Source organism: uncultured Tissierella sp., from assembly GCF_902479755.1.
In the GTDB taxonomy this organism is placed as follows: Bacteria; Bacillota; Clostridia; order Tissierellales; family Tissierellaceae; genus Tissierella; species Tissierella carlieri.
On record NZ_CABSQO010000055.1, the window covers coordinates 1 to 19,938 of the forward strand.

At 33.7% G+C, this 19,938-nt stretch carries 19 protein-coding genes and 2 tRNA genes; 7 read left to right on the forward strand and 14 right to left on the reverse strand.

Features of this window, described 5'->3' with window-relative positions; all coding sequences use genetic code 11:
- Nucleotides 1-315: 315 nt before the first annotated feature.
- The 5 genes from RDK80_RS18450 to RDK80_RS18470 all read left to right on the forward strand — a co-directional run bounded on the left by RDK80_RS18450 (nucleotide 316) and on the right by RDK80_RS18470 (nucleotide 4,293).
- Nucleotides 316-391: transfer RNA gene (locus RDK80_RS18450), tRNA-Thr, on the forward strand.
- A gap of 266 nt (nucleotides 392-657) precedes the next feature.
- The gene (locus tag RDK80_RS18455; protein ID WP_308525127.1) at nucleotides 658-1,230 is read left to right on the forward strand and encodes a TetR/AcrR family transcriptional regulator; all 573 of its coding nucleotides are present in this window, start codon (nucleotides 658-660) and stop codon (nucleotides 1,228-1,230) included.
- A 5-nt stretch (nucleotides 1,231-1,235) separates the two neighbouring features.
- Nucleotides 1,236-2,720 carry an NAD(P)/FAD-dependent oxidoreductase gene (locus RDK80_RS18460; RefSeq protein ID WP_308525128.1) on the forward strand — a complete coding sequence of 495 codons (1,485 nt, stop codon included), beginning with the start codon at nucleotides 1,236-1,238 and terminating at the stop codon, nucleotides 2,718-2,720.
- A gap of 174 nt (nucleotides 2,721-2,894) precedes the next feature.
- Nucleotides 2,895-3,908, forward strand: coding sequence for a hypothetical protein (locus RDK80_RS18465; RefSeq protein WP_308525129.1), 1,014 nt, complete (start codon nucleotides 2,895-2,897; stop codon nucleotides 3,906-3,908).
- A 160-nt stretch (nucleotides 3,909-4,068) separates the two neighbouring features.
- Nucleotides 4,069-4,293 (forward strand): hypothetical protein, encoded by a 225-nt coding sequence (locus RDK80_RS18470; protein WP_094898734.1) that lies wholly within the window; start codon nucleotides 4,069-4,071, stop codon nucleotides 4,291-4,293.
- Between the two features lie 87 nt (nucleotides 4,294-4,380).
- On the opposite strand, the gene RDK80_RS18475 is transcribed toward RDK80_RS18470, so the two are convergent.
- The gene (locus tag RDK80_RS18475; RefSeq protein ID WP_216557855.1) at nucleotides 4,381-5,298 is read right to left on the reverse strand and encodes a serine hydrolase; all 918 of its coding nucleotides are present in this window, start codon (nucleotides 5,296-5,298) and stop codon (nucleotides 4,381-4,383) included.
- Nucleotides 5,295-7,643 (reverse strand): excinuclease ABC subunit UvrA, encoded by a 2,349-nt coding sequence (locus RDK80_RS18480; RefSeq protein WP_308525130.1) that lies wholly within the window; start codon nucleotides 7,641-7,643, stop codon nucleotides 5,295-5,297. The genes RDK80_RS18475 and RDK80_RS18480 overlap by 4 nt, the downstream gene beginning before the upstream one ends.
- A 435-nt stretch (nucleotides 7,644-8,078) precedes the next feature.
- Between RDK80_RS18480 and RDK80_RS18485 the strand changes: the two genes are divergently transcribed.
- The gene (locus RDK80_RS18485; protein WP_255374242.1) at nucleotides 8,079-8,210 is read left to right on the forward strand and encodes a hypothetical protein; all 132 of its coding nucleotides are present in this window, start codon (nucleotides 8,079-8,081) and stop codon (nucleotides 8,208-8,210) included.
- A 55-nt stretch (nucleotides 8,211-8,265) separates the two neighbouring features.
- Here RDK80_RS18485 and tadA read toward each other — a convergent pair whose 3' ends face one another.
- The 7 genes from tadA to RDK80_RS18520 all read right to left on the reverse strand — a co-directional run bounded on the left by tadA (nucleotide 8,266) and on the right by RDK80_RS18520 (nucleotide 14,712).
- On the reverse strand, nucleotides 8,266-8,718 hold the full coding sequence (tadA, locus tag RDK80_RS18490) for a tRNA adenosine(34) deaminase TadA (RefSeq protein WP_308525131.1): 453 nt from the start codon (nucleotides 8,716-8,718) through the stop codon (nucleotides 8,266-8,268).
- A 79-nt stretch (nucleotides 8,719-8,797) separates the two neighbouring features.
- Nucleotides 8,798-9,964 carry a SpoIIE family protein phosphatase gene (locus RDK80_RS18495; RefSeq protein ID WP_308525132.1) on the reverse strand — a complete coding sequence of 389 codons (1,167 nt, stop codon included), beginning with the start codon at nucleotides 9,962-9,964 and terminating at the stop codon, nucleotides 8,798-8,800.
- 14 nt (nucleotides 9,965-9,978) lie between these two features.
- Nucleotides 9,979-11,664, reverse strand: a complete 1,686-nt coding sequence (locus RDK80_RS18500; protein ID WP_308525133.1) for a [Fe-Fe] hydrogenase large subunit C-terminal domain-containing protein — start codon at nucleotides 11,662-11,664, stop codon at nucleotides 9,979-9,981.
- A 383-nt stretch (nucleotides 11,665-12,047) separates the two neighbouring features.
- Complete coding sequence (locus RDK80_RS18505; protein ID WP_308525134.1) at nucleotides 12,048-12,524, reverse strand: GNAT family protein; 477 nt, start codon at nucleotides 12,522-12,524, stop codon at nucleotides 12,048-12,050.
- Between the two features lie 44 nt (nucleotides 12,525-12,568).
- On the reverse strand, nucleotides 12,569-13,009 hold the full coding sequence (locus RDK80_RS18510; protein WP_216557874.1) for a pyridoxamine 5'-phosphate oxidase family protein: 441 nt from the start codon (nucleotides 13,007-13,009) through the stop codon (nucleotides 12,569-12,571).
- 29 nt (nucleotides 13,010-13,038) lie between these two features.
- The gene (locus RDK80_RS18515) at nucleotides 13,039-13,746 is read right to left on the reverse strand and encodes a hypothetical protein (RefSeq protein WP_216557877.1); all 708 of its coding nucleotides are present in this window, start codon (nucleotides 13,744-13,746) and stop codon (nucleotides 13,039-13,041) included.
- Between the two features lie 60 nt (nucleotides 13,747-13,806).
- Entirely contained in the window at nucleotides 13,807-14,712 is a 906-nt protein-coding gene (locus RDK80_RS18520; RefSeq protein ID WP_308525135.1) for a YafY family protein, read from the reverse strand.
- A 380-nt stretch (nucleotides 14,713-15,092) separates the two neighbouring features.
- Here RDK80_RS18520 and RDK80_RS18525 point away from each other — a divergent pair, with 380 nt between their 5' ends.
- Entirely contained in the window at nucleotides 15,093-15,632 is a 540-nt protein-coding gene (locus tag RDK80_RS18525; protein WP_308525136.1) for a class I SAM-dependent methyltransferase, read from the forward strand.
- A 122-nt stretch (nucleotides 15,633-15,754) separates the two neighbouring features.
- Here the strand turns inward: RDK80_RS18525 and RDK80_RS18530 are convergent, their stop codons facing one another.
- The 5 genes from RDK80_RS18530 to RDK80_RS18550 form a co-directional block, all read right to left on the reverse strand.
- The gene (locus tag RDK80_RS18530; RefSeq protein WP_308525137.1) at nucleotides 15,755-16,273 is read right to left on the reverse strand and encodes a hypothetical protein; all 519 of its coding nucleotides are present in this window, start codon (nucleotides 16,271-16,273) and stop codon (nucleotides 15,755-15,757) included.
- A 278-nt stretch (nucleotides 16,274-16,551) separates the two neighbouring features.
- A tRNA-Arg gene (locus tag RDK80_RS18535) sits at nucleotides 16,552-16,628 on the reverse strand.
- A 116-nt stretch (nucleotides 16,629-16,744) separates the two neighbouring features.
- Nucleotides 16,745-17,869: an ABC transporter permease gene (locus tag RDK80_RS18540; RefSeq protein ID WP_308525138.1), complete on the reverse strand. Its 1,125-nt coding sequence runs from the start codon at nucleotides 17,867-17,869 to the stop codon at nucleotides 16,745-16,747.
- Nucleotides 17,856-18,911 (reverse strand): ABC transporter permease, encoded by a 1,056-nt coding sequence (locus tag RDK80_RS18545; RefSeq protein ID WP_308525139.1) that lies wholly within the window; start codon nucleotides 18,909-18,911, stop codon nucleotides 17,856-17,858. Before RDK80_RS18545 ends, RDK80_RS18540 begins: the two co-directional genes overlap by 14 nt.
- A gap of 1 nt (nucleotide 18,912) precedes the next feature.
- Nucleotides 18,913-19,845, reverse strand: coding sequence for an ABC transporter ATP-binding protein (locus tag RDK80_RS18550; protein ID WP_308525140.1), 933 nt, complete (start codon nucleotides 19,843-19,845; stop codon nucleotides 18,913-18,915).
- Nucleotides 19,846-19,938: the final 93 nt, after the last annotated feature.

Consider the following 19,938-nt stretch of genomic DNA (forward strand, 5'->3'; position numbering starts at 1 on the left):
GAATGCCAGCCTGTCACGCTGGAGGTCGAGGGTTCGAGTCCCTTCCAGGTCGCCATTAATCAATTCACGATGCACAATGCACAATTGAGAAGCGTTAGAAATGATATTCTGAGCAAAACTAAGAATATTGGTTTGAGAGTTTGGTTTTTCAATTGTGAAATGTGAACTGATAATTGTGAATTAAACAAGTGCTGGCGTAGCTCAATCGGCATAAGTAGGGGACCGAAATTGTGGTTTTCAATTTCGTGTACATCACTTAGTCGGGCCGCCAAGAATCAAAAGTATGTAAGTCGTAGGAAAAAAATGAATAAACATGCTGGCGTAGCTCAATCGGCAGAGCAACTGACTTGTAATCAGTAGGTTGGGGGTTCAATTCCTCTCGCCAGCTCCAGAATATTTTAACAAAGTACATAGATTAATCTATGTACTTTGTTTTTTACCAAAACAAAATGACACTGAATTTGAAAGTTTTCTTTCAAATTCAGTGTCATTTTCGTATTTTATAGAAAAACCATTAAAAACATCTCTATCATTGTTATAATAGCGTTCTTAGTATCATATATATTGGAAACCTATGAACTCTCTTCAAAAATGTTTACAAATCTCAATAGCAGATATATAATATTGAATATATATTCAATGAATGGAGATTCAATAATGGGAATTCGTGAAAAACAAAAAGAAAAGCGAAGAAATGAGATACTGAATGCCGGACTGGATTTATTCATACGCAAGGGATATTCTGCTACAAAAGTAAGTGACATTGCAGAGCAAGTTGGTATGAGTGTCGGATTGTTGTTTCATTATTTCTCTTCAAAGGAAAAACTATATGAAGAATTAATAAGTCTTGGCATTTCAGGACCCATGAGTGTTATGGCTCCTACTGAAAAAGAACCTCTTGCCTTTTTTGAAGATGTCGCAAGACAAATTTTTCATTATATTAAAGCCGAGCCATTTACTGCAAAGATGTTTGTATTGATGAATCAAGCCTTTTATAATGAAGCAGCTCCTGATTATGTCAAAGAGATGCTTGCCAGTTTTAATATTTATAAGCCAACTTCTGAGCTGATTTTGAAAGGTCAGAAAGAAGGTACGATCCGCAGTGGTGACCCTTATGCTCTTTCAATTGCTTTTTGGTCTGCCGTAAGGGGCATTGCGGAGGAAATTGCGCTTAATCCAAATTCACCATGTCCTGATAGTGATTGGATTATTGATATAATAAGGAGGTAAGGCTGATGAAAAAGGTTATTATTATCGGTGCCGGTATTGCTGGACTAACGGCAGGCGTATATGCCCGCCAAAGTGGTTTTGATGTTGTGATTTATGAGGCTCATTCCATTCCAGGCGGTGCATCTACAAGCTGGAAAAGAAAGGGCTATCTCTTTGAAGGTGGCATGCACTGGCTGACGGGTTCTTCTCCAAAAACTGCCCTCCATAAGCTTTGGCGTGAAATCGGGGCATTGGATGACAATACTTCCATTTATAACCGCGACCCGTTTTTTACCTTTGAAGATAAGGGAAAGATAGCTTTTTTATATCGAGATATTGATAAACTACAGTCTCATTTGATTGAGTTATCACCCGAAGATAAAAAGGAAATAATCTGCCTTTGCAGGGATTTGAAAAAATTTATGAAAGTGGATATGCCCATTACGGATATTAAAAACGTAAAGGTTAAAGAAAAATCCGCTATACCGATATCAAAATTGATTTCTATGATTCCTGCATTTTTTAGAATGTCTTTCTACTCAGATCAAACGGTAAAAGAATATGCTATGCGGTATAAAAGTCCTTTTTTACAAGATTTATTCAGAAATGTTGTCAGCGATGATAACAATGCCACAAGCATGCTTTTCACATTGTCAACCCTTGCAAAAGGTGATGGAGGATACCCTTCAGGCGGTTCACTTGCCATGGCTGGCAGGATAGCAAAACGATTTGAAGCTTTAGGCGGTGTGATAAAATATAATAGTAAAGTTGAAAAGATTATGATTAAAAGTGGTAGTGCTACGGGTATTGTTTTTAATGGGACAGAAATCTCTGCAGATGCAGTCATCATCACACAAGATACACTGGCTGCGATTGACACTCTATTTGACAACCCACTTAAAGAGCCATGGGCGGATAAGATGCGCTCTGAAACCAAACCTATGCTAAATACTTTTATTTGTTTAGGAATCAAAGAGGACTTGTCTAATATTCATGAAAGTATGGTCTTTACAAGTGATACTCCGGTATTCTGTGCTGGAAAAGAAATCAAGGAAATCAGTATAAATAACTATGCGACTTATGAAGGCTATGCTCCAAATGGATGTACTGCCATTACTTCTATATTTCCAGGAGATAGCTATGAATGGTGGAAAGAGCAGAAGATAAAGGGTAGCTATGAATCTGAAAAGCAAAAGCTTGCGGAAAACTTCATTGCTGTTTTGGCAAAAAAATATCCTCAAACTGCCGGTAAGGTAGAAGTATGGGATATCGCTACTCCTTTGACTTATGAGCGCTATCTGAATTCTTATAAGGGTTCATGGATGTCAATTATGGGTAAAGGTGTAAAAATGCATCCCTATCCCTCAAAGCCTGAAAGTATATCCAATCTTTATTTTGCTGGCCACCGACTTATAATTCCCGGAGGACTTCCTGTTGCCCTTGAAACGGGCCGAAAATCAGTACAATATTTATGCAGGGATACTGATATGGTATTTCAGGGAAATGTTTAGAACAGTAAAATAACTTTAATTTTTAAGGTACCTATAAAGAGAAATATAAAACGTACATCCTTAAGATGAATCCTCATTAAAAATCCGTTGCTACCAACAATGGATTTTTAAATTTATATGATAAATTATGAATATATCCTTAATCTTAACTTGCGACTATTGTATTTAACACTTTTGAATCGAAGGCATATAATATATAAAGATCAATTTAAACTATATAAAAAGGGTGTAATTATGAATAATACAATATTACAACTTCAAAAAAATAATGATAATAGTATTTTAAACAATAATAATGTTATATTTGATGAGACAATTAGTATGATAGGAAATATAAGTTATAATAATATAACAGGTACCATTACTATTTCTGAAAATGGTCTATATGTCATTGATTGGTATGTAGCTATGCAGTCAATCTTCGGTTCACCCAGCGTTATTTTTAAGTTAATTTCTGACAAAGGTCATGAATTTGATAGCAATTCACCAAATAAAACAGGTAATATGAATGGAATAGCTATTCTAGATGTTAGTGATGCCCCTATCAACATCTCATTGGTAAATACATCAAATACTACTGTTTTTTTCTCAAATACGATACCATCTAAAGCTAATCTGCGAGTTTTTTATTTAAACAGTGATATAGCTGATAATAGTCGTTGTTTTGCTTTAGAGCAATTTGCTCATGTTTTAGAACAAATAGTCAATATATATCAAGGTGATTCTGTTAGTATTTTCTCAAATAGACTTGCAACAGTTTCAGGACCAATTCATTCCCTTTACAAAGCTCCTGATGCTGAAAGTATACCAATGCTCGTTCTTCAATCAGAAGAAGAATCATTTGCTTTTAATATCGACAAAATAACAATGCTTTATTTTCCAAATAGTATTTATGATGATTCCATAACTTATTTAAGTCCACCTAGCCCATTTCCTCAGAATTGCGATACTGACCAGCTTAAAAACATCTATAATTATGTTACAGTAGGTGACAGCATATCTGTAACTGCAGGTCCTAATACAAGTGCTTCTGGTGATGTGCATATTAACGAATATGGCATAATTGTTGTGGCTGATGCAACTTCAACAATATTTATGATGACTCCGCATATTTTTTCGATTACCGTAAATGAAGAAGGAAGTTTCAGTGGACAAAAACCAATTTTAGTTTCTACTGCCAATGTATAAAAAAACTAAAATAATCTAGTATATCAATATATTGGAGTATAGCTTTAAACGAAACCCAGTTCCTTACTTGTTTTCTATATATAATTGAAAAAACAAGGATGGCTGGGTATTTCTATATATGTTTATGTGTTATAATAGACTAATATGGAGGTGAAATCTTATGGTTAAAAAGGCTTTGAAATCTGCAATAGGAGTGAGTATAGGTGTAACAATTGGGAGTATTATTTTACCTCGAATCCTTTTTTCTAAGCTCTACAACAATACATATCCTCCAATATTAGAACAGACATTAATTTATTTAGTAATTTCATATATTGTCTGCTTTCTTATTTCTTTTTTAATTGAATGGCTAAAAATAAAGATAAAAAAAGCTGATAAATTCTAATTTATCAGACATATAAAGTATTAGAAGCAACCTTTTGGTTGCTCTTTCTTTTATCTAAGCCCTATTTTTATGCATACTATATCTTTATTACTCCTGTACTATCTTAATGATATTATCAAAAACATCTTCATAGCTTTTACTTTGTGCTGATGGTGTTGCCTGTATTACGTAAACAATATTTGACTCTGGCAGAATATTTACCTCCTGACCTCCATATCCGCGACAGCTGAAACCACCATCAAATAACCACAATAAGAAACCATAATTCCTTTCCCTTTGGGAAGGAGAAATAGCCTGTCTTATATAATTATCACTGACAATACCTTTCCCATTTTGCAAAAACAAAAAACCGATTTTAGCAAGATCATGAGCAGATAAATCCGATTGCATTTCAAGAATTGGATTGTTGCTAATGCTATAATTCACACCATTCGAAAATGCAGCCCATTCACCACTGGTTATTCCAAGGGGCTCATATAAATTTATTCTGCAAAACTCGTATGTGCTCATACCTGTTGCCTTGCTTATGAGTGCAGATAGTAAAATAACATCCCATTCCTTGTACACAAATTTTGTACCTGGTACATCTGCCATAGCTGTATCTGAAAGATGTTCCAAACAATTTTCTGATCTCCAAAGCTGTTCAAGCATGGGGCAGTGATAATGAACACCGCCATTCCAATATATGCCTGATGACATGGTTAGAAGATGCCGAACAGTGATTAGCTTGTGATATGGATGAACATTCTGAGCAAATTCTGTTAAATAATTGCTTATAGGCTCGTCTAAGCTCTTAATATATCCTTTATCAAGACAAATACCTATACATATGGACAAAATACTTTTCCATATGGATTTTATATTATTTCTGCTATCCTTTGTAAATCCATTATAATATCGTTCAAGAATCAACTCATTATCCTTAAAAAGCAAAATGCTGTTGATAAGACGATATCTTCTTTGTTTTATATAATGGTCAACATATTCCTCAATTTCATGGTTCATTTCAAATACCGTCCTATTATAGAATTTGAGTTTTGTTTTAACTCTTTCGGTGTACCTGCTGCTATAATATTTCCGCCATCATTGCCTCCGCCGACACCCATCTCAATGATATAGTCACAATTTGATAACACATAAGGGTCATGTTCCGTGAGGATAACTGTATTACCTTTATCTACAAGTTCATGAAGAAGTTTTAATAGCTTTTTACTATCATGAAATGATAGCCCTGTAGTAGGCTCATCCAAGATATAAATTGCATCCTTTGCATTCTGTCCTTTTGAAAGCTCCTTTGCCAATTTGATACGCTGACTTTCTCCACCAGATATGGTAGGAGTTTTTTGTCCCAAAGTGATATAGTTCATACCCACACGTGAAAGTGTTGCAAGGATTTTATCAATTGATTTATCCTTTCCCTTAAAAAATTCCACTGCCTCATCCACCGTCATTGATAAGATATCTTTAATATTCTTTCCGTCAAGCATTACCTCTAAAACCTCGGGAATAAAACCTGTTCCCCCGCAAGCCTCACATTCCAAGTTAATAAAATTTCCAAAACCTACATGGTAATGTATCTCACCATCACCTCTACATACCTTACAGCCTCCTTCAGAATTAACAGTAAAAAGACCTGCTGAAAGTCCGCTCTCCTTTGCAAACAAAGTTCGGATACGATCAAACATACCTGTGTATGTGGCAGGACAGGATGTACGGCTTCTTCCAATTGGTTTTTGGTCAATAACAAAGCATTTTTTTATATGTTCTATACCGCTTATAATTACATTATTAGATTCATAGGTAAGCTCCTCATCTTCATCATCCGTTATGCACTTGGTATTCAACATTTCTTTTAACTTAGGCACAAGTGTATCAGAAATAAGACTTGATTTTCCGCTTCCTGATACTCCGGCAACACCTACCATTAATCCAAGCGGTATCTCTGCTGTAACATTTTTCAGATTATGAAGTGCTGCATTTTCTATCTTTAAGACATTTAGCATATCGATAGTCCTGCTTCGCTTTTCCATTTCCAGAGTTTCTTCACATCTTAAATATGGTGATGTATTTGAATTTTTACAATACAAAAATTCTTCAAAACCACCTTGAAAAATCAGTTCACCGCCAAGTACACCTGCATTTGGACCTAGGTCAATAATGTGGTCAGCAGATCGTATAAATTTTTCATCATGCTCAACAGCTATAACTGTATTTCCACGATTAACAAGATTCTTCAAAATTTTAATCAGCTTAGCTTTTTCCACCTCATGTAATCCAATTGTCGGTTCGTCAAATACAAAAATAATACTATCCATTTCAGCAATTATATAAGAAGCTAAAAATAGTCTTTGAATTTCTCCGCCTGAAAGTGTTGGTACAGGTCGTGAAAGTACAAGATGATGCAACCCCACATCAACCATGCAATTTAGCTTTACCAATATCTCGCCTAACAAAGGTGATATTATAGGGACTGTAGCTAAAAATTGGTACAAATCTTTTATATACATATTTTCAAGCTCAGAAATAGTTTTGCCTCCTATAGCAGTATGAAAAGCCTGTTCTCCAAGACCCGTGCCACCACATTTCGGACAAGATGCTTTGCCCATATATCCTGCATTGGTAAGCAAATATTCGAGGCGACTCGATGTCGAGAAAGCTCCATTTGTAGTATGCATTATCCATGGCACAAAACCCATAAAGGATGATTTTCCATTATCACCATATTTCAAAAAGTTTAATTGCTCATCAGTAAGCGTTGAGAGCTTGTCTGTGGGAGAGATATTATGATATTTACAAAAGCTATCAAGCATTCGCTTTGTAATTCCCCTTTTTCCTAATCCTAAGCAAACATCCTCTATTTTTTGCGATAAATCTTCAAACAGCTTTTCTTCATCAAGTTCTTTAATAATTCCCGTGCCCAGACACTTTACGCACATACCCTTGGGAGAATTTTTTTGAAACATCTCCATCGTAAGGGGTATGTCATCATTATATTTGTCATCTCTCACCCCATAAGCAGCAAACAGCATAGCAAGCATATTGCTTATTTTTGTTCGTGTACCAACTGTACTTCGAGGATTAGACTGACGGATTATACGCTGTTCTACTGCAACCGTCGGAGAAAGTCCTGTGATACTGTCAAAAGAGGGTGTACTGTCAACTATAAACTGTGTCCCAGAGAACATAAGATATCTTCGTTTTCCTTCCTCATAAAGGGTATCAAATGCAAGGCTTGATTTTCCGCTGCCAGATACTCCGGTAATTACAGTTAGTTTATTTTTGGGGATCTTTACATCTACGCCTTTCAGATTATGTATTCGTGCATTTTTTATTTCGATGAAGCCGTTCATGGCAACTCTCCTTTATACCTAAATTCCTCCAATGTTTACCCATCAAATACAATTCTGTCTTTTTTGATTATAATAATTCATTCTATATTCAAAACTCTTTTTCCTTAGAAAATAATCCCTGATCTCATATGTTATCTTATCTTTGTCAATTCAATATAGATTAAATTTAAAATCATTATATATTGGTATTGAAAAAAAAGTCAAGTGTGTATTATTATTGATATAGACAATTAAATTTAATTATTGTAATAGTATAGTTTATATATTAAACAACAAACATAACAACCCTATAACATTAACCCCTTAGGACTACAAAAAGTATATAAGGAAATAGATTCCATTGATATAATCCTTTTTATCTTTAGCTCCTTGCAATATCCTGCAATTATTGCAAAGATATGAATTTATTACTTTAATTAAAGGAGGAGAATACATATGGATTGCTTAGAGAGTATGAATAGGGCTTTGAATTTGAGATGTACTATGAAACTGCAAATGAAAAATGCTACGAAGAAACTTGGATTAGAGTTGCACCAAAAAATAATTTATAGAGGATATAGTTCGTAAAATACAACAATAAAGAAGTCTCAAGACCTATATGCTGAGACTTCTTTATTGTTAGTTATTTACTTTCCCTAAGCTCCTTAAAAAAACTAGAAATTATACTGCTGCATTCATCTTCTAATACACCAAATTCCACTTCTAATCTATGGTTAAACCTAGGATGATTCGTTAAGTCCTCCACAGTTCCGCAGCAGCCTCTTTTAGGATCTCTAGTACCTATAACCAATTTTCCTATTCTAGCATTTACTATTGCACCTGCACACATGGCACAGGGTTCTAAAGTCACATACATAGTGCAATTAAGCAGCCTCCAAGCATCAAGATGCTTACTTGCTTCTTTTATTGCAAGTATTTCAGCATGAGCTGTTGGGTCATTTGAAGTTTCCCTTTGATTATAACCCCTGCCGATTATTTCTCCCTCATAAACAACAACAGCACCTACAGGCACTTCATAGATGGTAGCTGCCTTTTTAGCTTCTTCTAAAGCTTCTCTCATATATAAAATATCCATTGATATCACCTTGTAATGCTAAATTTAGATACAGCTTTTTATTTGTATATTAAATATGTATCATAGAACTTTTCAAGTGTCAACACATGCTAATCTTTACTTTTTTACCTATCTTTTCAAGACTTTCCGCTATTTCCTGTACAAGTTTCAATTTTGAAACAATATCAATTCCTAACCCGTCCTCCTGATGACTATGATTTACAGCATTTCCTAAATATATATTAATATCTGTTGCATCCTCGATTAACATACGTGTCAACATAGCAGCACCATCTTTTCTCTTTTCTAATTCAAGTAATATAATAGCGTTCTTCTCATACTCATGTATAAGCTTAGGAATATTTTTTAAGGTAATGATACCTTCTGTCACAAGATCTACTCCTTCTATTTTCGCCATAGCAGGTATCCCCTCAGATGATGTACCCTCTAAAGGCATAAGAGGTGCTTTTAAGAATTTGGAAACCATTTTAGCTGTACTTCCGCCGCATACAACATGTTTTCCTTTTTTTCTAAAAAACATACTTAATATTTTGTCATCTTCATCTGGATTCTCTGGAGGGCCGATTATAATATTTATGGCTTTCCGTTCCCGAAGCTGCAGTGTCAATAGTGTTATATCATCTTTAGGCTTTCCATCATAAAGACATAAGCAGGCATTCATCAAACGGGCCCCTAACCATGCAGCTGAAACTCCTGGTTTATACCATTGCTCCAAAAGCTTTACAACTTCACCATATCCTAATTCTTTGCCAATTTCGCTATCTATACCTGCATTTGTAACACCATCAGTCATCAGAAAGAGCATATCATCAGAAAGCAACGGTACTGTACTTTCCCAAATCTCTTTTTCTTGAATGAAAAAACGTGCAGACTCATGACTTATACTTTTTCCGCTTCGAAGGAGTATAGCAGGAGGATTATCAAATTGTGCCAGATATACCTTATATCTCTGTATTCTCGCCGCTACAAATGTAGCGTAGGCTAACTTCCGCTCCCTGCACATAGGCAATGTCTGAACTGTAGTAAAAACAGCATCTTCTAAGAGCATACCTCCTGAAAGTAATGTGCCTAGTATTTGAGAAGTCAGCGTTGCAAGTATATTTGCCTTTACACCGCTACCTAGTCCATCAGAAAGAACTAAAGTGGTTCCATCTTCTGTCGTTTCCTTATAGTAAAAGTCACCACAAATACTTTCTGTATATTTATTATAACTTATCTTTGCAAAATCTAATACATAATCCAGCATATAAGCCACCTATCCTAAAAAATCTCATCATCCATAAGTATTGTTTTTTTCAAATCCATTATTGCCAGCTTAGTTTTTGCAGCTGTTTCTCCTAAAAGAGAAGCTATCTCATGTACTGTACGTAACTGAGCCTCCACAATTTCATCAGCCATATTAGCAGAATCCATCTTTGCTTGACGAATCCTATTCTTCTCCATGCGAAGCTGAGTAATATCCTTCATTATACAGCTTATTATGCTATTTCCCTTATCGTATATGAGTGTCTGCTCTAAGTATAAACCATACTCTGCAACATATATATTTCTGCTTATTCTCTCTTCCCCACTTGCAATTAAATCAATAAAATTATACTCATCTAGTATACGTGATACAGGAGAACCAAGGATATCCTCAGGTGAGGATAAATGGAATGCTTTACATGTGGCATTGTTAATCATTATGACACACATATCAATATCCACAGCTAATATAAGATTGGGTGATACTTCTATTACCTTATCTGCAAAAGACTGCGTACGGGCTTTCATAAATGGCAAACACATGTTGATATCTGCTTTATTCTCATAGATAGCAACTGCTTTTTCTCTACAGCTTGGATATCCACACGAACCGCAGTTTAGCTCATCTTCTACAGTATTTTTTCCCATCTTCTTCAATATTGCAGCCAATTGCCATTCTGTCGGAGGCATACAGACTATTTTTTTATCAAGAAATTTTTGTTTCAGCGAAAAATCAGTTCTTGTCTCAAAATCAATATTCTTTCCACTTTCATTTACTGCTTGTTTTCTAACCAGAGTCTTTCCAAAAATCTGCTTATTTTGGCTTTTTTGAAAAGATGGTCCCCCTATACAACTTCCAGTGCATGCACTCATTTCAATAAAATATCCCTTTAAATTGCCTGAAACGATTTCCTGCAATGCATTTATGCAATTTTCAATCCCATCAATAGCGATGTATTGAAAGCTGCGATTTTTTAACATGCTATCTAATATACCTCCGCCATATGGAAATGATCGTGAAAGCTTTGGCGTAGGTATTGAACCGTCTTCTTTAGGTTCTATACTAGAATTTTCAAACCATCCTTCAAGCTCATCAAAGGTAATTACATAGTCTGCACCATTTTCACCACATTCAGCTTTCTTGGAAATACATGGACCAATAAATATCACTATAGCATTAGGGTATAAATCCTTTAACTTACGAGCACTTACCTGCATAGGAGAGATTATTGGAGCCAAAAAATCCAGTGCCTCGGGAAAATGATGTTCAATGTATAGATTTATAGTCGTACAGCAGGAAGATATGATTACATCATTCCATTTATCCTCAACCAATTTTTCATAATGGCTTTTCACAACATATGCTCCTTCTGCTGTTTCAGAAACATAAGAAAAACCCAACTCAGCAAGTGCATCAGAAAAGGTCTGAAATGATGCCTTGGGATATGCAGTAATCCATGAAGGCGCTACAGTTGCCACAATTTGACGCCCTTGGCTAAGTAACTCTAATATTTTAGGAATATCATTACTGTCTTCCTTTGCATTTTGAGGACAAACAACAGTACAGGTTCCACATAATATACATTCTGATTCAAGTATTTGTGCTCGTCCATTTTTAACTGTTATTGATTTAACAGGACAATGTCTGACACATTTATAACAATCCATGCATTCAATTTCTTTAAAACTTAAAATCGCCATATGATTCCCCTACTTTGAAATAGTCTATTTGATACAAATATAAGAAAAGCTTCTAATAAAGGATTTCAAGTAAGCTTTTCTTAGCTACTGCATAAGCGACTTGCACAAAATCAAAGATTTCAGCAATCTGCTTAAAACTCATTGAGGGCACGTTCTAGAATGAAAAAAATTAGAATCTTCCTATAAGTTATAAAAAGATTATTATAAATCTTAATAATCCTCAAAAAAGACTTATTTTCATTCATTATATACCTAATTTATCTATATTACACTAGTTCTTTGTTATAATAATAACAGTATGCATCTATGATGTCAATCAAGGTAATAAAAATAGTCAATAGAATCCGCCTATAAAGGTAAAAACAATGGCTTATAAAGATAATTTAATCTCTTTCTTCTCGAACCATAATATAAAATTCATCTCCAGACTTGGAATGATTAACAGTCTTTAATATTATAAAACCAACTTTTTCATACAAACTGATAGCACGCCTATTAAAAGAAGCAACTGTCAGTCGGTATTTTTTAGATTGAAATTTCTTTCGAGCAAAGTCTATACCTTTATTTAGAAATGAATATCCTAATCCTTTTCCGCACAGAAGTGGATTCATACCTAATCCAATGTCTAATGCTTCTTCAGAGTATGTATAGTCATGAGTTGGTATTTGCGCCGACTTATCAAAACAGAAATAACCAGACAATTGATTTTTATCGTCAATAAAAGCATAATAATCACCGCTCATAAGTTCAAGAATGGTTTCTGAATTGTTTTCAAAACTATACATTGAGTAAGGATCTTCATAAATCCAATTTGAAATATCTATAGCGAAATCTTTTGTCATTTCAATTATTAAACTCATATAATCTCTCCCTGCAAATTTATTCTAAGCACTCATATCATATTTCACAATATTCCCTCCGCCTCCTGCCAATCAACCAAAAGATTGTAGCGATTTGTCTCAAAATGCAAAATACAATAGTCTGGATCGTCAGGACCGTTGAAATGCTGCCCCATTCCCGGATACCACATTTCTTCCTTGATGGCTAGATCTGTTACAACTTCAATTGTTCCAACTAAAGTGATGTTATATGCCCCGTCCTTATTAAAGCACACGCTTGCGCGGTTGCAGTTTGCTATACGTTTTGCCTTGTTACCTTCAAGCCCGGTGCAAAAGGTAATCCAATTAATTCCATGGGCTTTTGATGCCGTAATCGTTGAAGCTGTAGGATACCCGTCCCTATCAATGAGTGCAAGAACACAATAAGGCTCTGAACCCTCCAATGAACTGTGAGCTGTATTTTGACGAATAATTTCTTCTGCTTTTGCAATAACCTCTTTACTCATTTACCCACCCCCGTAATAATAAATTTTCTTTATCCTTTAATAAATTTCAAAATCTTTTTTAACTCAGCATTAGGATTGAGTATAAAAACACGCTCTGTTATTTTTTCAATTGCCTCATCTTTCTCGATTTTTACAGCCTTTTCAAATACATCTTCCCCCCAAAAATTTTCAGTTGTACAAAATACAGTTGAAGACCAGCCGTACTCTATTCCTTTTTGAGATATTTTTTGCTGCCTTCCACACATAGTCAAATACATTTTCATTTGCAGTTCTGTCAAGGCTCGGTCAAACTGAGACTTTTCCTCTTTTCCAAAGCCTGCCAACTGCTTTATTGCATGTAATGGCAACGTCCCATTTTCGAGGATAGTGTCATAAATTCGTTTCCCATGGTTACTGATTTCACCATCTGCATATTTCTCATCAAATGTCCTATTTTCTCGCCGAACTGCGAGAAAATAAGGAACCCATTCTCTGACCATATATCCGCTTTTCTTGAAGAATAATTTTGCATAAGCAATATCGTTACGCTCGTCTAATACACGCATACGCCACTCCCATGGGTCAGTATCTGGATTTCCTGTATGCCAGCATATAGGTGTTTCGTAAGGCGGTGATTCCTCCCAATTCCATGGAATCACGGAGAAAATGCCTTCACTATTCCCACCCCCCATTGAAAACCCAGCATCCAGCAGTGTACTAACAAAATCTCCATAATTTTTTATCGGTTTACTATTCAATCCAAAACCCTCCTTTTGAAAGAATCATATCACATTAAACAGGACAACATCCTGTCCTGTTTATTTATAGTGTTCCAAAATATTAACAGCGATTCGTTTTATATGCTCCGCCATGTCATCAGGTTCAAGTACCCTTGCCTTATCTCCAAACCCCAAAATCCATGATACAGTAAAGTCCCTATTTGTATATCCAATTTCAAGACGAAGCAGGCCTTCTTCAGTTTCTGTGCAACAATTAAGTCCATATGTTTCAATGAGCTGATAACGAACTGATGGGTCAAATAGAACAACTAGCTTTTTATCATCGGGAAGACACTCATTAAAGTCTCTCTTTTCAGGTGGAATTTCACGGGGAATATAGGTCTCAGTGCAAAGACGTAAATCCCATAACCGCATCATCTTAAACAACCGCCAATCCTTTCGCTCTTGACAAAATCCAAATATATACCACGCCGCCCACTGGAAAATTATAAAGTATGGCTCGATACGGCGATGTGTAATACCCTTTTCATAATAATAGTCAAATTCAATTAATCTCTGCTCATGAATCGCTCTTTTAATAAGTTCAATCTTTTCTGTCAAGCTGCCCTTGTAATGAGAAGCAAGATCGATTACAATGGGTTCCCTTAGCGATACAACGATATCTTTATTAGCAGATAATTTATCTAGAGTTTTCTCAATATGGGACTTTTCCGATACGCTTCCAATACCTTTGAGACCAGCAATAATCCCTGAAAGCTCATCAACAGTCAGAACGCTTTTGTCAAGCTTGAAACCCTCTGCAATAGAAATACCGCCACCGCTGCCTTGATATGTAATAATAGGTATCCCCGATTGGCAAAGAGTATCAATATCTCTGCCAATGGTACGGCGAGTAACTTCAAATTTCTCAGCAAGATAGGGAGCTGTTACCCGTTCATTTTGAAGCAGGATTGTGAGTATTCCAAGCAAGCGGTCAATCTTCATGGACACTCGCCTCCAGTTCTCTCTAGTATCTCTTTGGCAATTTGCGTCATAGAAGCACCTCCTATTAACATTATAACACATGAAATCTCAACTAAACTTCTTGACTAATATCAAATATATTAGTATATTGATACATACCAATATACGGTATGTATGTGAGTAAAATCAAAAAAACTCTCAACATTGCACAATCTGCTTTATCTTGACATCTTACTATATTAAAAGTTCATGGGATTTTAGACTTTTCCAAATCTGGTCAAAACATAACTTATAATCTCGCTTACCATAGGGTGAAAAGGGTAATCGATATAGAACATATCATTGTTAAAAAAAAGTAATAAAAGGTATTATGTCTAATCTAGAAAGGAGAATTTAAAAATATGGAACATAAATTAGAAAACCCTCAACGGTTAAAAGAATTAAATCCATCAGAAACACTTAAAAATCTTGGTCTTGGGGATGGAAGTTCTTTTTGTGATATCGGTGCAGGAACAGGAATTTTTACATTTGCAGCATCTAAATTAACTAATTCCAATATATATGCAGTAGATATATCCACTGAAATGCTAGAAGTATTAAAAGTTAAAAGAACAGAACATAATGCAGATAATGTTATACTAAAGAATGATGTTCAAGATGTACCTTCATCCTCTTGTGATATTGTCCTAGCTTCTACTGTTTTCCATGAATTGGAGGATATAGATGGTATGGCAGATGAAATCAAGCGTATTCTAACTAATGGTGGACTCTTGGCTATTATCGAATTTCATAAACGTAAGACTCCTATAGGTCCACCTACCAATCATAGATTGAGTCCTGAACAAATTGATAATCTGCTGCAAAAACATGAATTCAATAAGATAAAGTATTTTGAATTGGGAGAGAATTTTTATATATCGATTTTTACTCTGAATTCTTAAAAGAAGAAGTAAAGGCTTATTCTTCTACTTCCTAGAATTAGCCTCCTTCTTTTTCAAACTTCAACAATTCCTATTATATAAAATAATAGAATTTGTCATTTCCCTACTTATATTTATAACCTTTAGAAAAACCAAGATGTAGGAAGATAAAACAAATAGGGTGCTGTAAATACCGCTAAGGATAATGCAAGTTTTTTCCTCTGTATGTCATCTAAATCTGATTTTTTCAGACAGAATTTATAGTTAAACAAATAGATAAAAAATGCGGTTATTATCACGCATACAGTTACCCACAGCATAGAATAGATGCTTTGAAAGGGATTATAGCTAACAGCACTTATGATATTTTTATACCACCATTGTCCTAAGGCTGTGTCGTAGCTAAAATTAATTACATTGGGTATAAACATTGCAGCTGTACCAATAAAATCAGCAATAAATCCAAATATCCAAACTCTAAAGATCGCAGTCTTAGCCTTCTGTTTAATGTTTTCTATTTTTAGATGTTTCATAGTCAATACAATTACAATCAAATCTATAAGAAAATTTGCCGGCAAAACCACAATCCAAGTAATTGGTATCAGCCATAAGAACCATATGGGAAAAATTATATTATATAGTTTAATGCTATGCTTTTTCATATCTCACCTCTCAAAATATAAATTTTCAATGATATTCATTTTGTATATCAATGTTAAATCCTTGTTTGTCCGTATAATTAATAATCTTTTTACTATAATATCATACTTCGCTACATAAAAAAATAAAAGTAAATATCTAAAATTCAAAAGATATAAAATACCTGAACTTGATTGTTTCAGTCCTCTTATTGAATTAATTGCTATTATTTATGGAAATACACAATCTACATTGGCATAAAAAAGCTGCAAATCTTTATAAAGACTTGCAGCTTTAGTTTTGGTGCACTCGAGAGGAATCGAACCCCCGGCCTACGCCTTAGGAGGGCGCCGCTCTATCCTACTGAGCTACGAGTGCATAGTTTACCAATATATTTTACAGCATTTTTGAAAGGATGTCAACAATCAGTAAAATACTCATATAATTAATAAAGGCAGTTCTTATACTTCTTTAGAACTGCCTCTTATTATCTTTTAAGCCTTTTGTCTTGCCCTAGAAAAATATAGTCCCATCAATAAGAATGCTATGGCAAATAACAACTGCATAAATATTTCATATTTTACATCTAGAAAAGAGCTGATATCTGTTTCATTTATTTTTACAAAATAATATGTGGGAAAGAACTTAGCTATTGTCAATACCTTCTCTCCTAAAAATTGCTGTGGTACCATTACACCTGAAACAAATGAGATTCCAAGGGATAATACCGTACTTACACCTGATATAACAAATTTATTATTTGTTATATTGTTAATTAAAAATACAAGACATAATGCAGAGAATGAAAATACTATTGTATTAATTACGTATTTTAGAAAATTCACTTCTCCAATATATTTTCCTTTCAAAATAATACTTCCCAATATAAATATTAATGTTAGAAAACTTGCTATTGTTAACTGTCCTAAATATATTTGGCTATTAAATTTCAAAAACTTTACTGAAGATATCTTTCTTCTATTCTCAACTTCCTTATTTATAAAGTCAGTCATAACAAAGCCTATTACAGAGATATATAAGGCCATTACTATATAGGAGACAAAATTAAAATAAAATTTAAACCATGTATTCATCTTCTGATTTATATTATTATCAGGTTTAATTATATTTACCTCTATACCTTCATCCAAGGCAGTACTTACATTAGATAAATCAAATTTCCCATCTTCATAGGTTGCATTAGCAAAGGAAATAAATTTATTAATCTGATTTTGAATTTGATAAGCTCCTATATTCCTATCATCTCTAAATACCTCAATAGTCTTTTCCTTATTGATTACCTTTTTCTCAAAGTCCTCTGGAATAACAATTACTGCATCTATTATTTGTAAGAAAATCTGTTCTTTAATATACTTTTCATCTGACTTGGTATCGATTATATCATTCTTTTTTCCTAAATAATCTATTAGACTCTTTGATAATTCACTATTACTATTATCAACTATTCCAATATCAAGCTTTGTTTCCATAAAACTGGTTTCTCTTTGTGTATTCCCTCCACCATTTAATATTGATAGAATGAAGAAAATGATTGTGTATGAAAGGATAACTCCTTTATTTTTTAATGCTATCTTAACGAAATATTTATATACTGTCATAGGTCTTCCTCCTTAAAAATACATAGGATATACTAATAAGAACTATACAATAAATTGATAAGATCAAAGCTCCTTCAATTACAGTTTGAGTGTTTCCTAACAGATTTATCCTATAAAGATTATTAGTTATTATGGCGATTGGATTTATCTTTCCTAATACTGGAACACTCTTATCAAGCCAAATCTTTATATTTGGTGATATCATTCCTGATAAAGCTGATAAAAACAAAGTAATCATAATACCTAAAATAGTCTTTGTATTTTCATTTTGTTTATTAGAAGCTCCAATAAATATTCCAAGGGCTACTCCAAATAAATTTCCTGCTATTATAAAAATAGTGCTATACTTCATCTCTGTAAACAAATTAATCTTTAAGATATATTTTATAAAAATCAGCAATATCACATTTGAAAGTAAATTTAAAATTAGTGAAACTATGATACCTGCTAACAGAAATTCATTCTTTCGTAGGGGTGTTATATTTATCCTCTTGCCTACATTAGTTAAATTTGCTTGAATTAAACTTACTGTTACAATTCCAGGAAAAATTCCATAGGCAGAAACCATTGCAATTAGTGAGTAAAATATTATAATTACAATATCTGCTTTTTGATTTATTTCTGAAATATATTCTACTGTAAAATCAAATTTTTCAATAGGAACATTTAAACTTCCCATTTGTTTAATTTGATCAAGTATCTCTTTAATTATAGTCTGATTTACTCCTGATTTTTTGACTAATAGATTTAAATCGTCGTCAATAAATCCTTGAATTTCTTCATTCTCTAACTTGTCATTTATTTCATCCTCTGAGAGTTTATGAACATTTACTATTTCGATTTCTTCCAATATAAATGCAATTGGGTTTTGAGAGCTTATTCCTATATCTATATTCTCTAGTTCTATATTTATCAGTCCGTTGAAAGCTGTGTAGAAAAATATTGCCATTATCAATGGATATATTAAAGTCCAGAAAAGAAAAGATTTGTCTCTATATAAGTTTTTCCCTTGATATATACAGTTACGAAATACACTTTTCATATCAATCTCTAAGCTCCTTCCCTGTTAATTCTAAGAATACATCATTTAATGTAGGTAATTGACTATATAGTTTTGTATAGGTGAGATTGTTTTCTTTTATAAACTCCAATAGATTTGATAAGTTATTGAGTCCATTTTCAAACTTTATAATATAGTCATCTTCTCTTTTCTCTATATCAATTACATGAGGTATTTTCCTAAGCTTTTGAACCGTTTCATCTTTAATCACTGAAAATCCAACTACTATTTTTTCAGTTGTTGTTATCATCGCCTTCAATTCTTCATTAGTTCCTGAAACCAAATTTTTGCCATTATCCATGATTATAATCCTCTTACAGAGCATTTCTGCTTCCTCTAAATAATGAGTAGTATATATAATAGTGCTGCCTTCTTGATTTAACCTTTTTATTCCATCTAATATGAAGTTTCTACTTTGAGCATCTACTGCAACCGTAGGTTCATCCAAAAAAATCAACTTAGGTTTATGAGATATCCCACAAGCAATATTTAGTCTTCTTTTAAGTCCTCCACTTAATTTCTTAGGATAGAATTTTACATAATCCTTTAGACCTACAAACTCTATAGCTTCTTCTACATATTGTTTTCTCGTGACTCTATCTTCTACATAAAGTCCGCAGAAATAATCTATATTTTCCCTTACGGTTAAATTCTCAAAAACTGAAACCTCTTGAGGCACTACTCCTATTTGTTTTTTAATATCATAGGAGTTTGAGGTCATTTTCTTTCCAAATATTTGTATTTCACCTTTATCAAAATTCAATAATGAAAGAATACAGTTTATTGCCGTAGTCTTACCACAGCCATTAGGACCTAAAAGCCCCAATATCTCTCCCTCTTCGACCTCCATATTGAAATGCTCAAGGGCAATTAATTCCTTATATCTTTTTACTAAATTATTAACTTTTACTATCACTTAAATCACTCCCCCTATTTCATCTTAATTTAATTATACGAATTTGGAGTTTTTCATTGTAGTGTATAGAATCACAATATAATATGACAAATG

Excerpts from the sequence above, each read along its gene's own strand:
- RDK80_RS18480 (WP_308525130.1), bottom strand. The coding sequence starts at position 7,643 with ATGAACGGCTTCATCGAAATAAAAAATGCACGAATACATAATCTGAAA.
- RDK80_RS18475 (WP_216557855.1), bottom strand. The coding sequence starts at position 5,298 with ATGAACCATGAAATTGAGGAATATGTTGACCATTATATAAAACAAAGA.
- RDK80_RS18540 (WP_308525138.1), bottom strand. The coding sequence starts at position 17,869 with ATGACAGTATATAAATATTTCGTTAAGATAGCATTAAAAAATAAAGGA.
- RDK80_RS18525 (WP_308525136.1), top strand. The coding sequence starts at position 15,093 with ATGGAACATAAATTAGAAAACCCTCAACGGTTAAAAGAATTAAATCCA.
- RDK80_RS18510 (WP_216557874.1), bottom strand. The coding sequence starts at position 13,009 with ATGAGTAAAGAGGTTATTGCAAAAGCAGAAGAAATTATTCGTCAAAAT.
- RDK80_RS18530 (WP_308525137.1), bottom strand. The coding sequence starts at position 16,273 with ATGAAAAAGCATAGCATTAAACTATATAATATAATTTTTCCCATATGG.
- RDK80_RS18500 (WP_308525133.1), bottom strand. The coding sequence starts at position 11,664 with ATGGCGATTTTAAGTTTTAAAGAAATTGAATGCATGGATTGTTATAAA.
- RDK80_RS18455 (WP_308525127.1), top strand. The coding sequence starts at position 658 with ATGGGAATTCGTGAAAAACAAAAAGAAAAGCGAAGAAATGAGATACTG.
- RDK80_RS18545 (WP_308525139.1), bottom strand. The coding sequence starts at position 18,911 with ATGAAAAGTGTATTTCGTAACTGTATATATCAAGGGAAAAACTTATAT.
- RDK80_RS18505 (WP_308525134.1), bottom strand. The coding sequence starts at position 12,524 with ATGAGTTTAATAATTGAAATGACAAAAGATTTCGCTATAGATATTTCA.
- RDK80_RS18495 (WP_308525132.1), bottom strand. The coding sequence starts at position 9,964 with ATGCTGGATTATGTATTAGATTTTGCAAAGATAAGTTATAATAAATAT.
- tadA (WP_308525131.1), bottom strand. The coding sequence starts at position 8,718 with ATGGATATTTTATATATGAGAGAAGCTTTAGAAGAAGCTAAAAAGGCA.
- RDK80_RS18460 (WP_308525128.1), top strand. The coding sequence starts at position 1,236 with ATGAAAAAGGTTATTATTATCGGTGCCGGTATTGCTGGACTAACGGCA.
- RDK80_RS18520 (WP_308525135.1), bottom strand. The coding sequence starts at position 14,712 with ATGAAGATTGACCGCTTGCTTGGAATACTCACAATCCTGCTTCAAAAT.
- RDK80_RS18470 (WP_094898734.1), top strand. The coding sequence starts at position 4,069 with ATGGTTAAAAAGGCTTTGAAATCTGCAATAGGAGTGAGTATAGGTGTA.
- RDK80_RS18485 (WP_255374242.1), top strand. The coding sequence starts at position 8,079 with ATGGATTGCTTAGAGAGTATGAATAGGGCTTTGAATTTGAGATGTACT.